This is a genomic window from Flavobacterium sp. 21.1, from assembly GCF_057801535.1.
Window position 1 is genome coordinate 434,566 of the sequence record NZ_JBYNXA010000002.1, and the last position, 14,431, is coordinate 448,996.

A 14,431-nucleotide genomic window follows, 5' to 3' on the forward strand; every position below is an offset into this window, starting at 1 on the left:
TTCAGAACCTGAAATCTGCAATCTAAAATCTGTAATCTGAGTATGGAAGCATATATCATAGACGGAGTACGTACTCCAATAGGAAGTTATCAGGGAACCTTAGCAGCAGTTCGTCCGGATGATTTAGGAGCTTTGGTAATCAAAGCGGTAACGGAAAAAAATCCAAATATCCCAACAGACGCTTATGACGATGTTATCTTGGGATGTGCCAATCAGGCGGGAGAAGATAATCGTAACGTAGCGCGTATGTCGTTGCTTTTGGCTGGGTTGCCATATACTGTTCCGGGAGAAACCGTAAACCGTTTGTGCAGCTCCGGATTGTCAGCGATCATCAGTGCAAGTCGTGCTGTTAAAGCAGGAGACGGACACGTTTTTATCGCAGGTGGCGTGGAAAACATGACCCGCGGACCATTAGTGGTATCGAAACCATCGGCAGCATACGGAACCGACAGTAAAATGTACGACAGCAGCTTCGGATGGCGTTTCGTAAACCCGAAAATGCATGCGATGTACGGTACCGATGCGATGGGGGAAACGGCAGAAAACTTAGTGGATAAATATTCGATTTCCAGAGAAGATCAAGATGCCTTCGCGTTGAACAGTCAACAAAAAGCTGTTGCGGCACAAAACTCAGGTCGATTGGCAAAAGAAATCGTAACCGTTGAAATTCCACAAAGAAAAGGTGAACCAATCCAGTTTTCGAAAGACGAGTTTGTGAAACCGTCAACGTCAATGGAAGGGTTGTCTAAATTGCGTCCGGCTTTCAGAAAAGACGGAAGCGTAACAGCAGGAAATGCATCGGGATTAAACGACGGTGCGGCTGCGACCATCATAGCTTCTGATGAAGCGGTTAAAAAATACAACCTAAAACCGTTAGCACGTATCGTAAGTTCAGCGGTAGTTGGTGTGGAGCCAAAAATCATGGGTATCGGACCGGTTGATGCGACTAACAAAGCATTGGAAAAAGCAGGTTTGACTTTAGATCAAATCGATATCATCGAATTAAATGAGGCGTTCGCGGCACAAAGTATCGCTTGTATACGTGAATTAGGATTAAAAGATAACGATCCGCGAATCAATCCAAACGGAGGTTCTATTGCAATCGGACATCCGCTGGGTGTTACCGGTGCAAGAATCGCTTATTCTGCGGCATTGGAATTACAACTGACAGGTAAACGTTATGCTTTAATTACCATGTGTATCGGAGTAGGCCAAGGGTACGCAGTAATTATTGAAAGAGTATAAAAAATCAAACTTAGCGTCCCGATAGCTATCGGGATTGCGGTTAAATAAAATAGGTATGAGCAAAATAGAAAATTACATTTTAGGAAATTGGACATCCGGTTCCGGAGAAGGGGTACCTTTATTTGACTCGGTAACGGGTGAAATTATCGGTAATGCATCGACTCAGGGTATTGATTTTGCCGAAGTGCTTCATTACGGAAGAACTAAAGGAGGCGAAAAACTTCGTAAAATGACATTCCAGGAACGTGGAAACATGATCAAAAGCCTGGCGATGTATTTAAACAAACGCAAAGAACAGTTCTACGAAATAAGTTACAGAACAGGAGCAACGCGTGTAGACAGCTGGATCGACATCGAAGGTGGATTCGGAAATCTGTTTGCCAATGCTTCGTTACGAAAATTATTCCCAAACCAACCCTATCATGTAGAAGGAGATCCGATTGATTTATCAAGAGGAGGCCGCTTTATGGCGCACCACATCTTGGTTCCGAAAAGAGGTGTTGCAGTGCATATCAATGCCTTCAACTTCCCGATTTGGGGTATGCTGGAAAAGTGTGCGGTTAACTGGATGGCAGGTGTTCCGGCGGTTGTGAAGCCAGCGACATCGACGTCCTATTTAACCGAAGCCGTTGTTAGGGAAATCATCAAATCCAATATTTTGCCGGAAGGCGCGCTGCAGTTGATCTGTGGTTCGGCTCACACATTACTTGATACGATTGAAAGTCAGGACGTGGTAACTTTTACAGGTTCGGCATCAACCGGACGTATGTTGAAATCGCATCCGAGAATCATCAGCGAGGCAGTTCCGTTCAATATGGAGGCCGATTCATTAAACGCTTCCATCTTAGGAGAAGACGCTGTTCCGGGAACTCCGGAATTCGACTTGTTTATCAGTCAGGCGAGAAGCGAAATGACCGTGAAATGCGGACAAAAATGTACGGCTATCCGTCGTATGATCGTTCCAGAAAGCCTTGTGGAGGATGTTCAGATTGCCCTTGGAAAAGCATTAGATAAAGTAACTGTTGGAGATCCGAGACTTAAAGAAGTTCGTATGGGATCTTTAGTGAGCAAAGACCAGGTGCAAGAAGTAAAAGACCGGGTAAAAGAAATTGCAAAAACAGCTTCAATTGTATACGGAGATTTCGATAAGTTAGACCTTGTGGGCGCTGACGATAAAGGCGCTTTCATTACGCCGATGTTACTTCGCGAAGACAATCCGTTTGAAAACCTTACGGTGCACGAAACGGAGGCTTTTGGTCCGGTTTCAACTATTATGCCATATAAGAATATAGACGAAGCTATTGAACTGGCTCAAATGGGTAAAGGTTCCCTGGTTTCTTCTATTGTTACGAATTCCGATGAAATTGCAAAAGACTATGTAATCAACGCTGCGACTCACCACGGTAGAATCTTAGTGTTGAACAGAGAAAATGCAAAACAAAGTACGGGTCACGGTTCGCCGCTGCCTTTATTGGTTCACGGAGGTCCGGGTCGTGCCGGAGGTGGAGAAGAAATGGGTGGTGTACGCGGAATCAAGCATTATATGCAGCGTTGCGCTGTTCAGGGATCGCCAACAACCTTAACGGAAATTACCGGTATTTATCAGCCAAATTCAAAATACAAAGAGACACCACAGCATCCGTTCCAATACCACTGGGAGGATATTCAACCGGGGATGTCGCTTAAAACACACAAGCGTACGGTTACCGATACGGATATTATCAATTTCGCCAATTTAACGTGGGATCATTTCTACGCGCACACTGATATCACTTCTTTGAAAGGAAGTATTTTCGAAAAGCGTACCGCTCACGGGTACTTTATTTTGGCAGCAGCAGCAGGATTATTCGTTTATCCGAACAAAGGACCGGTAGCTGCAAATTACGGATTGGAAGAATGTCGTTTCGTTCGTCCGATCTATCACAATGATACTATTTATGTTCGTTTAACGTGTAAACAGAAGATAGAGCGTGACAGCGTAGGAAAAGAATTGCCATGCGGAATCGTGAAATGGTTTGTAGAAGTATTCGACCAAAATGACGAATTAGTGGCAATCGCGACAATTCTGACGATGGTTCAGAAGAAATCACCGTTCGTGCAGATCGACAGAAGTAACATCCAAAACTACTTAGCGAAATTAACCGAAAACGCTACGGCTAAATGGGGAATGATGAAGCCGCAGCACATGGTGGAGCACCTTGAAAAATCTTTGAGAATTGCCTCAGGTGAGATTCAGGATTTTGAAATTTCCACGCCGGAAGAACATTTGGCGAAAGTAGTCGAAATGGTATTCAATCATAAACCAATGCCGAAAGATTTCAAACATCCATTAATGGAGAAAGAAAGTACAGATGCTTTGATTCATCCGGATTTGGCTACAGCGAAACAAAAACTGATTGAAGCTTATGATGCTTTTGAATTGTATTTCAAAGAAAATCCGGAAGCGACAACTAAAAATGCCGTATTCGGGATCTTGGATAAATTTGAATGGGATTTAATGAATGTTAAGCATTTTAATCATCATTTTGAACAATTCGGAATTTTGTAATAGCCCACAGATCGTAACGGATTAAACGGATTAACACAGAATAATTCGTAAAAATCTGCTTAATCCGCGTCATCTGCGTGCCATTTAAATGAAAAAATAATATGACAGAAGCATACGTAAAACACGACATACAAAACGGAATCGCTACTATAGAGTTTTTCCACCCGGAGCAAAATTCATTGCCGGGAACTATTTTAGCACAATTAGCTGAAACGATTACCACTGTTGGAAACAACAACGAGGTAAAAGTAATTGTTTTAAAAAGCGGTGGCGACAGAACTTTCTGCGCCGGAGCCAGTTTTAAGGAATTAATCACTATCAACGATGAACAAACCGGGAAAGTATTTTTCTCAGGTTTTGCAAACGTAATCAATGCCATGCGCAAATGCCCGAAATTCATCATCGGAAGAATTCAGGGGAAAACCGTAGGAGGTGGAGTAGGTATTGCCGCTTCAACCGACTATTGTATGGCGACTCAATTCGCAGCGGTAAAACTAAGCGAACTTAACGTAGGTATCGGTCCGTTTGTGGTAAGTCCTGCGATCGAAAGAAAAATGGGAGTTTCCGCTATGTCGCAAATCGCTATTGATGCTAATTCGTTCTATGATGCATCGTGGGCGAAAGACAAAGGATTGTACGCGAATGTATATGAAAGCATCGAAGCTATGGATGAAGCAGTTCAGAAGTTTGCAGAACATCTGTGTACTTACAATCCGGAAGCTATGCTGGAAATGAAAAAAATATTCTGGAGAGGCACAGACGACTGGGATACGTTATTGGCAGAAAGAGCAGCCATAAGCGGAAGACTGGTACTGTCGGACTTCACTAAAGAAACACTGAAGAAATTTAAGTAAAAGAAAATAGAGCAAAGAGAAAAGACAATAGACAAAATCGAAAAGTCTCTTTTCTATGTTCTATCATCTATATTCTGAAGATTATGGTTTACGAATTCAAAGGTTTTATACCGGTTGTTCACGAAAGCAGTTTTATCCATCCGCAGGCCGCGGTTACGGGGAATGTGATTATCGGGAAAAATGTATATGTAGGACCGGGTGCTGCCATTCGCGGAGACTGGGGTGAAATTATCATCGAAGACGGTTGTAATGTACAGGAAAATTGTACGATTCACATGTTTCCAGGAAAAAGTATGGTACTGAAAGCCGGTGCGCATATCGGTCACGGAGCCATTATCCACGGAGCCAATATCGGTGCGAACTGTCTGGTTGGAATGAACGCCGTAATCATGGATAATGTTGAATTGGGCGATGAATGCATAGTAGGTGCTTTGGCGTTTATAAAAGCAGATACGAAAATCCCCAACCGAAAAATGGTTGTCGGAAATCCGGCTACGATCATTAAAGATGTAAGCGATGAACTGATCGAATGGAAAACTAAAGGAACGGCTTTGTATCAGCAATTGCCTAAAGAGTGCTACGAGACTTTAAGAGCAGTAGAACCTTTACGCGAAATTCCGGCGAACCGACCAACGCAGGAGGAATTTTATAAAACATTAGGAGAATTTAAAAAGAAGTAATTAGTCGTTAGAAATTAGTCGTTGGTTTTTTTGACTTTCGACTTTCGACTTTCGACTGTAAGACTAAAATATGTCAATAGTAGAATTCAAAATGCCCAAAATGGGTGAAAGTATATCGGAAGCGACCATCATTAGCTGGCTGAAAAATGTTGGTGATACCGTGGAAGCAGAAGAAACCCTGTTGGAAGTAGCTACCGATAAAGTGGATAGTGAAGTTCCGGCGCCTTGTTCGGGGGTTATCACCGAAATCCGTTTTCAGAAAGACGATGTGGTGGCTGTTGGTGAAGTGCTGGCATTGATTTCATCGGACGGAAAATCGGAAGTAAAAACACAAAAGAAAGAAGAAGTAAAAGTTAATGCTCCGCAGTCGTCAGCTCCGCAAAGCGCTCCAAAACCTTTGCAGTTAAAGAGCAATCCGGATGCTTTTCTTTCTCCGTTAATTATCAGCATAGCTCAAAAAGAAAATCTGTCCTTGGAAGAAGTACAGAGTATTCCGGGTTCGGGTGCTGAAGGAAGAATACAAAAAAGTGATGTTTTCAACTATCTGAAAACCCGAAAATATCCGCTTCAGCGCAATTCGCAATTCGCAGCGCCTAGCACGCCTGCTTCGACTTATCCTAAGCCGGTAATCAATTTCGTGGAAGGCAAAGACCGCATCGTGGAAATGGACCGCATGCGCAAAATGATTGCCGATCACATGGTGTATTCCAAACAGACTTCACCTCACGTAACGTCTTACATCGAAGTGGATGTTACAAATCTGGTGAGCTGGAGAAATGAAGTTAAGGATAAATTCCAGGAAAAATACAACGAGAAGCTGACGTTTACGCCCATTTTTGTGGATGCGGTGGCCAAAGCGATTCAGGATTTTCCAATGATCAATGTTTCGGTTGACGAGAAGAAGATCATCGTTCACAATGATATCAATATCGGAATGGCTACAGCTTTACCAAGCGGAAACCTGATAGTTCCGGTGGTGAAAAACGCTAATGAAAAGAGCTTGTCGGAATTGGCAGCATCTGTAAATCATCTGGCGGACAGTTCCCGAAACAATAAATTAAAACCGGATGAGGTTCAGGGAAGCACGTTCACGATTTCGAACGTAGGTACCTTCGGAAGTTTAATGGGAACACCGATTATCAATCAACCGGAGGTAGCTATTTTGGCTCTTGGAATCATCAAGAAACGACCGGAAGTAATTACTACTCCGAAAGGAGATGAAATCGCCATCCGCAGCATGATGTATCTGTCGCTTTCGTTCGATCATCGTGTGGTAGATGGATTCCTGGGAGGATCATTCCTGAGAAAAGTGGGTGATTATTTAGAGCAATTTGATGCAAATACAGCAATATAAATTAGAAAAAAACAGACTATGTCTTACACTATAAAAATAAATCAAGTGGAGTCCTCAAACGTGAGCGAAGTGGATATCAACAACATCGCGATGGGGAATGCTTTTACGGATCACATGTTTATTTGTGATTATGAAAACGGAGCGTGGATCAACCCAAGAATCGAGCCTTTAGCAGCTATTGCAACGCATCCTGCTGCGATGGCATTGCATTACGGGCAAGCGATTTTTGAAGGAATGAAAGCGACTTTAGGTAAAGATAATGTGGCTTTGTTGTTTCGTCCGATGGAAAATGCAAAGCGTTTGAATTTCAGTGCCGACAGAATGGGGATGCCGTCATTTCCGGAAGATTTGTTCGTGGAAGCATTAAAGCAATTGGTTGCTCTTGAAAAAAACTGGATCCCATCTGAAGAAGGGGCCGCTTTGTATTTGCGTCCTTTCATGTATGCGGATGAAGCGTTCATCGGAATGCGTGCGGCTACAAGATATAAGTTTATCGTTATCGCATCGCCTGCAGGACCGTTTTTCAGCAAGCCGATCAAATTATACGCAGAAACAAAATACATCCGCGCCGCTATCGGTGGAACGGGAGAAGCTAAAGCAGCCGGAAATTATGCCGGAGCAATCCGTCCAACGGAAATCGCCAAAGCAAAAGGCTACGATCAGGTACTTTGGTTGGATGCTAACGAATTTGAATACATCCAGGAAGTAGGAACAATGAATGTTTTCTTCAAAATAGGAGGAAAGTTCATTACTCCGGATTTAAGCGGATCGATTTTGGCCGGAATTACAAGGATGTCAGTAATCGACGTGCTTCGCGATAAAGGTTTTGAAGTAACCGAAAGACCGATCAAAATCTCTGAAATTATTGAAGCATCGCAAAACGGAACATTGGAAGAAGCTTTTGGTGCCGGAACAGCGGTTGGAATTGCGATGATTGAAGAAATCGGGTATAAAGACATGAAAATAACCTTTCCAAAAGAAAATCCGGTTTCACATGAGGTGAATGGTACGTTGAACGCTATCAAAACTCAAAAAGCGGAAGATAAATTCGGTTGGATAGTGCCGGCGGTTAAGAACTAGCCTTGTTAATAATGCTGAAGAAAGAAATAATGAATACGATAGATATGCCAGTACTTGTAGATAAATCAACCCTTAAAAAAGCATTTTCGACAATGGCTGCTGCCAAGGCGATGGCCACTTTGTATGAAGAAAATTTTAAAGTGGTTTCCAAATACGTTCACGCTACGTCACGCGGACACGAGGCGATTCAGATTGCTGTGGGAATGCAGTTGTTACCACAGGATTATGCGTTTCCGTATTACCGTGATGATGCGATGATGTTGGGAATCGGGATGCAGCCTTACGATATGATGTTGCAGTTGATGGCAAAGAAAGACGATCCTTTTTCGGGGGGAAGAACCTACTACTGTCACCCAAGTTTGCGCGATGCCGACAAACCTAAAATTCCACACCAGTCCTCAGCGACGGGAATGCAGGCGATACCGGCAACGGGTGCAGCTATGGGATTCTGGTATAAAGAAAATGTAGGTCTCGATGATACGACAATAAATGAAAAACCAATTGTGGTTTGTTCGCTTGGAGATGCTTCCGTGACCGAAGGTGAAATTGCTGAAGCCTTCCAGATGGCGGCGTTGAAACAATTGCCGATTCTGTATCTGGTACAGGACAATGGTTGGGATATTTCGGCAAATGCTGCTGAAACACGTGCCCAAAATGCATTTGAATATGCGAAAGGATTCCACGGAATTGAAGCAATTACAATTGACGGAGCTAATTTTACGGAAAGTTATTTAGCGATTCAAAAGGTGTTGAAAACCATGCGTGAAGAGCGTCGTCCTTTTTTGGTTCATGCGAAAGTTCCGTTGTTGAATCACCATACATCGGGTGTGCGAATGGAATGGTATCGTGATGATTTGGAAGAAGCGCATTCAAGAGATCCATACCCTGTTTTGTTGAAGCAAATGATTGATGCCGAATTCACTTTGGATGAGATTGCAGAAATGGAACATGCGGCTACAGAGAAAGTAAAAAGAGATTACGAAAAAGCCTTAACAGCAGAAGATCCTCAGCCGGAAGATTTATTCACGCACGATTTTGCCCCAACCCCTATCACTGAGGAAGCAGGTGAAAGAAATCCGGAGCGTGAAGATAAAGTGGTGATGGTGGACTGTGCTTTGTTTGCTGTGGAAGAACTGATGCGAAAACATAAAGAATGTCTTTTGTACGGTCAGGATGTTGGAGGACGATTAGGAGGTGTTTTCAGAGAGGCCGCTACGTTAGCACAGAAATTTGGAGACGAGCGTGTATTTAATACTCCGATTCAGGAAGCTTTCATCGTTGGTTCTACCGTAGGGATGTCGGCTGTAGGTTTAAAACCAATTGTAGAAGTACAGTTCGCCGATTATATCTGGCCGGGATTGAATCAGTTATTTACTGAAGTAAGCCGTTCTTGTTATCTTTCTAACGGAAAATGGCCGGTGAGCATGATCTTGCGTGTGCCAATCGGTGCTTACGGAAGTGGTGGGCCTTACCATTCTTCTTCCGTGGAAAGTGTCTTGGCAAATATCCGCGGAATTAAAATTGCTTATCCAAGTAACGGAGCTGATTTGAAAGGATTATTGAAAGCTGCTTATTACGACCCAAATCCGGTAGTGATTTTAGAGCATAAAGGATTATACTGGTCTAAGGTAAAAGGAACGGATGAGGCGCGTACAAATGAACCGAGCGAAGATTATGTTTTGCCTTTCGGAAAAGCGAACATCGTTCAGGAAATTTGGGAACAGGAAACAAGAGAAACTATTTCTGTTATTACTTACGGGATGGGAGTACATTGGGCTTTAAATGCATCGACAAAAATCAAAGATCAGGTGGAAATTATCGATTTAAGAACGATAAATCCTTTGGATGAAGAAACGATATTGAAATCGGTTAAAAAGACTAAGAAATGTCTTGTGGTGACCGAAGAGTCTATCAATAATTCTTTTGCAAGAAGCTTAGCCGGAATGATTCAGGAAAAATGCTTTAAGTATTTAGACGCTCCAGTGATGACGATTGGTTCGGAAAATATGCCGGCCATTCCGCTGAACAGTGTTTTGGAACAGACTATGATTCCTTCTTCTGAAAAAGTGAAGGTAAAAATAGAAGAGTTGTTAGCGTACTAACGATTTTTAATTGAGATAAAAAAAGAACCGTGTCATATAGCACGGTTCTTTTTTTTATTTGTTTTCAGCCATTAGCTGCTGATTTTTGCTGGCCCTGTCTTTTAGGATGTTGAGGTAGCGCAAGGCGAGTCTGTCTCCGTAGTCGCTGTAGGATTTCGAAGCCCAATTTACTGCTTCATCCAAATTTCCGTTTATTTCATTTATGATGGCCATGTTATAACAGGCTCTTCCTGCGATGGTAGGGTCTGGATTGTTTACTTCTTTAGCCCAAAGTTCGGCGGCTCCATCCCAGTTCCCGGTTTGTGCACGACGTCTTCCGATTTCGAAATTCGGAGTTCCTTTTACGTAGTAATCACGGGAGACCCTAATTTTGTACGGTAATGTTTTTAAAGCGTATTCAGAGCCTAAATGATTGCTCATTTTTAAAACATTTTGTTTTCTGTTCATTACGGCTTCTGCTGCGGTTACAGGATTGATTCCCCTTCCGGAGGAATTGATGACATTGTTGGAGGCGATTTCATCGACAATTTCCCTGTTTTTGACATCGTAGATGCGCCACCCATTTTTGATCATCGTAGTGACGTTAACCTGATGTTCCAGGACCGGGATTTTAATTCCTACTACATTTGCTTTTTCGACAGTAGCAGTTTTGTAATCAAACTTAGTATCCGTGTCATAGAAAGACAATTCGAAAAGATAATCCACCTGATTTTTTTTGGCTATTTTTTCAACGCTTTCCCATTGGATAGGAGCCGGGAAAACACTTAGGCCAATGCTTTTTAAATTCTCGTCTTCAATCGTTTTTACGGCAACAAAACCATTGTTTTTGGTGAGCTCGTTCTGTAAGCCTAAAACGGATTCGATTGCGCCATCCTTGTCCAGGTCTTTTCCTTCTACGGAAAGGATTTTGTCAATGACATCGATAGCTTCGTTTTGTTTGCTGGGTAAACTTCGGTTAATGATACCAACCGATTTTCCCTGTGAAGGGATATAAATGGGTGCGGGTTCCGTTACGCTTAGCGTCAAAAGATTGGTTGAACTGCACGAAAACAAAAAACCGGAAAACAGTAAGCCTAATGTTAGTTTAGAGTAGTTTTTCATCATGATTTGCAATTAGTTAGATTGGGTTTTAAAACAGACTACTGCAAAATAGTTAAAAAAACAATGTGAAATACTTAGGTCAGTGGTTTTTGATTGGCATTTCGGAAATATTCTATTTTGTAGTTGAACATCTCTGCCATTTTTCCCGCGCGCCACTTGGATTCATCGGCGATCGGGCCAACAAATTGTTCGTCAATATTCTGGGTAAAAATAGCCATCCATCGGTCGAAATGTTCTTTCTGTATCGGAAGACGGGCATGTGGAGGGAACGGGCTCCCGGAATAGGCGTGGACATCAAGCAAAACGGTCTGCCAGAATCCGTACATTTTTTCCAAATGGATTTCCCAGCGGTCCTGGATCTGTTCGTCGAAAATCGGTCCGATGAACTCGTCCTGTCGCACTTTGGCATAGAAAGAATTTACCATTTGTTTAATATCGTCGAGGTTCTGAATGTCTTGCATAATTTTAATTTCTACAAATTTAAGGGGTTTAAACTTTTTTCTGTATGACAATTGTTATGTGAAAAGAAAAAAGCAGCCATTACAGCTACTTTTTATCTTTTTTTCCTTTTGGTGCTTCCGGTGGAAACTGCATTAGGATCGTGTTGACAAATTCATTAATACGTTGTTCTTTTTCGCTCATTTTTTCGGCTAAAAAACCAACGCCGACGCCTTGCCACACGAGTTCTTTTTTCTTAGCATCGATCAGGTCGATGTATAAGGTTCCTTCAGTTGAGGTATAAGCGTAAGGAGGACCATAGTAGTAAGGATAATATCCCCAATACCCATAATACCCCCAGTAGCCGTAATAGTAGTTTACATCAATGTAATCCATTTCCTTGGTGAAAAAGTTCACCAGTAAATCAGGTGTTTCACTTTTGGTGTAACCTTTGGCCTGCATCTGATTGTCAATCGCATTGAGAATTCTTTTTTTATCCAAATCGGAAATCTCAACTTTGGCAATGCCGTCTTTCATAAAAGCATAGGTTTTATACTTGCTGAAATCTGTGCCTTTCTCATAATCTGCGTCTACTTTTATAGGGCTACATGCTCCTGCTGTCATGATCAGCAAAAGCATCAACAGTTTTATTGTTTTCATAGTAGTACATTTTCCTGTTTAAGAACTTTAAGTTTTAAATCTCAATGCACTACCGAAACTTAAAACTAATCGTTTAACAACGCATCATCCACTAAATTCGGAATCGTTACTTTTAATAGCGGTTGGGTCTCCATTGCGCGTTTTATCGCGAAAAGAGCACCTTCGTTTCTGGCCCAGCCTCTACGGGAAATCCCGTTGTTCACGTCCCAGAAAAGCATTGATTCTAAGCGTCTTGAGGCATCTTTACTACCATCAAGAACCATACCAAAACCACCATTTACAACTTCTCCCCATCCTACACCGCCACCATTGTGGATCGATACCCAGGTAGCGCCTCGGAAACTGTCTCCAATAACGTTCTGGATGGCCATGTCAGAAGTAAAACGTGAACCATCATAGATGTTTGAAGTTTCTCTGTATGGAGAATCCGTTCCTGAAACATCGTGATGATCACGGCCTAAAACCACATAGCCAATTTCTCCTTTGGCAATAGCCTGATTAAAGGCCTCGGCGATTTTGATTCTTCCTTCCGCGTCAGCATAAAGGATACGTGCTTGAGAGCCTACTACCAATTTATTTTGTTGTGCTCCTTTAATCCATTGGATATTATCTGCCATTTGCTGTTGGATCTCGGAAGGTGAGTTTTTCATCATTTCTTCCAATACTTCGCAGGCAATTTTGTCTGTTTTTGCTAGATCTTCAGGGTTTCCTGAAGTACAAACCCAACGGAACGGTCCGAAACCAAAGTCAAAGCACATTGGTCCCATAATGTCCTGTACGTATGAAGGATATCTGAAATCGATTCCGTTTGCTGCCATTACGTCGGCTCCCGCGCGGGAAGCTTCCAGTAAGAACGCATTTCCGTAATCGAAGAAATAGGTTCCTTTTGCTGTGTGTTTGTTTATTGCTGCTGCATGACGACGCAGTGTTTTTTGAACCTCGATTTTGAATTGTTCCGGATTGTTTGCCATCATATCATTGGATTCTTCAAAACTATATCCGGTAGGGTAGTAGCCACCTGCCCAAGGATTGTGCAATGAAGTCTGATCTGATCCTAAATCTACGTGCAATCCTTCTTCATCGAATCGCTCCCAAACGTCAACGATATTTCCTAAGTAGGCAATAGAAACAATCTCTTTGTTTTCCATTGCTTTTCGAACTCGGGCTACCAATAAGGTAATGTCTTCCACGATTTCGTGGATCCAGCCCTGTTCGTGGCGTATTCTGGTGATTTTCGGATTTACTTCGGCACATACCGTTACGCAACCTGCGATAGTTCCTGCTTTTGGCTGAGCGCCACTCATTCCTCCAAGACCTGAAGTCAGGAATAAGTTTCCGCTAGGGTTCTTTTTAATTTTTCGGAATCCGTTTAAAACCGTAATGGTTGTTCCGTGTACGATTCCTTGTGGGCCTATGTACATGTAACTTCCGGCTGTCATTTGTCCGTATTGCGTTACGCCCAGTGCGTTGAATTTTTCCCAGTCGTCCGGTTTGGAGTAATTTGGAATCATCATTCCGTTAGTTACTACCACTCTCGGCGCTTCTTTGTGGGAAGGGAATAAACCCATCGGATGTCCGGAATACATAACCAAAGTCTGCTCGTCGGTCATCTCGGACAGATATTTCATGGTTAGAAGGTATTGTGCCCAGTTGCTGAAAACCGCTCCGTTTCCACCATAGGTAATCAATTCGTGTGGGTGTTGTGCCACAGCATAATCCAGGTTGTTCTGAATCATTAGCATGATTGCCTTTGCCTGTTCGGTTTTTCCGGGATATTCTGAAATTGGTCGTGCATACATTCTGTAGTCCGGACGAAGACGGTACATGTAAATGCGTCCGTATTTTTCAAGTTCTTCTTTGAATTCCGGGATTAGTTCGGCGTGGTGTTTTGGTTCGAAATAACGAAGTGCATTGCGAAGTGCTAATTTTTTCTCGTCGTCTGATAATATTTCTTTACGTTTTGGAGCGTGATTGATATTGGTTTCGTACGGTTTTGGTTGTGGTAAAACCGATGGGATTCCTTGTCTTATTTGTTCTTGAAATGTCATTTTTTAAGTTGCTAAGGTTCTGAGTTGCTAAGGTTCTGAGTTTTGAAACAGAAATCTGGACAACTGAGAATCGTTTTTTAAATTTAAGGTATTGAATAGTGATTACTCTTTCGATATGTTCAGAATGATACCTAGGGATAGCGGATATCCGACCTGTGGTAGGACTTGTAAATTTTGATTCGGTAATATTGTAAATGGATGTCCATTTTATATTGTTGTGTTGTTAGTTGTCGTTTCGCGTGAGGGATTCCTTCGGCAGTCGTTTTGCTCGTGTGGAGCAAGTACCGTGTACTGCGGACAGCCCGACCCACAGGGGCACGC

Annotated in this window: 11 protein-coding genes; 7 read left to right on the top strand and 4 right to left on the bottom strand. The window is 42.5% G+C overall.

Annotation, left to right across the window (positions count from 1 at the left end; all coding sequences use genetic code 11):
- Nucleotides 1-42 precede the first annotated feature (42 nt).
- The 7 genes from pcaF to AC3E9U_RS05370 all read left to right on the top strand — a co-directional run bounded on the left by pcaF (nt 43) and on the right by AC3E9U_RS05370 (nt 9,863).
- Nucleotides 43-1,245 carry a 3-oxoadipyl-CoA thiolase gene (gene pcaF, locus AC3E9U_RS05340; RefSeq protein ID WP_488745873.1) on the top strand — a complete coding sequence of 401 codons (1,203 nt, stop codon included), beginning with the start codon at nt 43-45 and terminating at the stop codon, nt 1,243-1,245.
- Between the two features lie 55 nt (nt 1,246-1,300).
- On the top strand, nt 1,301-3,793 hold the full coding sequence (gene paaZ, locus AC3E9U_RS05345; protein WP_488745874.1) for a phenylacetic acid degradation bifunctional protein PaaZ: 2,493 nt from the start codon (nt 1,301-1,303) through the stop codon (nt 3,791-3,793).
- 101 nt (nt 3,794-3,894) lie between these two features.
- On the top strand, nt 3,895-4,647 hold the full coding sequence (locus tag AC3E9U_RS05350; protein WP_488745875.1) for an enoyl-CoA hydratase/isomerase family protein: 753 nt from the start codon (nt 3,895-3,897) through the stop codon (nt 4,645-4,647).
- 83 nt (nt 4,648-4,730) lie between these two features.
- Entirely contained in the window at nt 4,731-5,327 is a 597-nt protein-coding gene (locus AC3E9U_RS05355) for an acyltransferase (protein WP_488745876.1), read from the top strand.
- A 70-nt stretch (nt 5,328-5,397) separates the two neighbouring features.
- A complete protein-coding gene (locus AC3E9U_RS05360; RefSeq protein WP_488745877.1) occupies nt 5,398-6,681 on the top strand; it encodes a dihydrolipoamide acetyltransferase family protein in 1,284 nt (427 codons plus the stop codon).
- An 18-nt stretch (nt 6,682-6,699) separates the two neighbouring features.
- Nucleotides 6,700-7,761 carry a branched-chain amino acid aminotransferase gene (locus AC3E9U_RS05365; RefSeq protein WP_488745878.1) on the top strand — a complete coding sequence of 354 codons (1,062 nt, stop codon included), beginning with the start codon at nt 6,700-6,702 and terminating at the stop codon, nt 7,759-7,761.
- A gap of 11 nt (nt 7,762-7,772) precedes the next feature.
- On the top strand, nt 7,773-9,863 hold the full coding sequence (locus tag AC3E9U_RS05370; RefSeq protein WP_488745879.1) for an alpha-ketoacid dehydrogenase subunit alpha/beta: 2,091 nt from the start codon (nt 7,773-7,775) through the stop codon (nt 9,861-9,863).
- 54 nt (nt 9,864-9,917) lie between these two features.
- Here AC3E9U_RS05370 and AC3E9U_RS05375 read toward each other — a convergent pair whose 3' ends face one another.
- The 4 genes from AC3E9U_RS05375 to hutU all read right to left on the bottom strand — a co-directional run bounded on the left by AC3E9U_RS05375 (nt 9,918) and on the right by hutU (nt 14,110).
- A complete protein-coding gene (locus AC3E9U_RS05375; protein WP_488745880.1) occupies nt 9,918-10,967 on the bottom strand; it encodes a DUF6340 family protein in 1,050 nt (349 codons plus the stop codon).
- A 71-nt stretch (nt 10,968-11,038) separates the two neighbouring features.
- Nucleotides 11,039-11,425, bottom strand: a complete 387-nt coding sequence (locus tag AC3E9U_RS05380) for a group III truncated hemoglobin (protein WP_488745881.1) — start codon at nt 11,423-11,425, stop codon at nt 11,039-11,041.
- 85 nt (nt 11,426-11,510) lie between these two features.
- Entirely contained in the window at nt 11,511-12,062 is a 552-nt protein-coding gene (locus AC3E9U_RS05385; RefSeq protein WP_488745882.1) for a DUF4136 domain-containing protein, read from the bottom strand.
- A 65-nt stretch (nt 12,063-12,127) separates the two neighbouring features.
- Nucleotides 12,128-14,110, bottom strand: a complete 1,983-nt coding sequence (hutU, locus tag AC3E9U_RS05390; protein ID WP_488745883.1) for a urocanate hydratase — start codon at nt 14,108-14,110, stop codon at nt 12,128-12,130.
- Between the last annotated feature and the right edge of the window lie 321 nt (nt 14,111-14,431).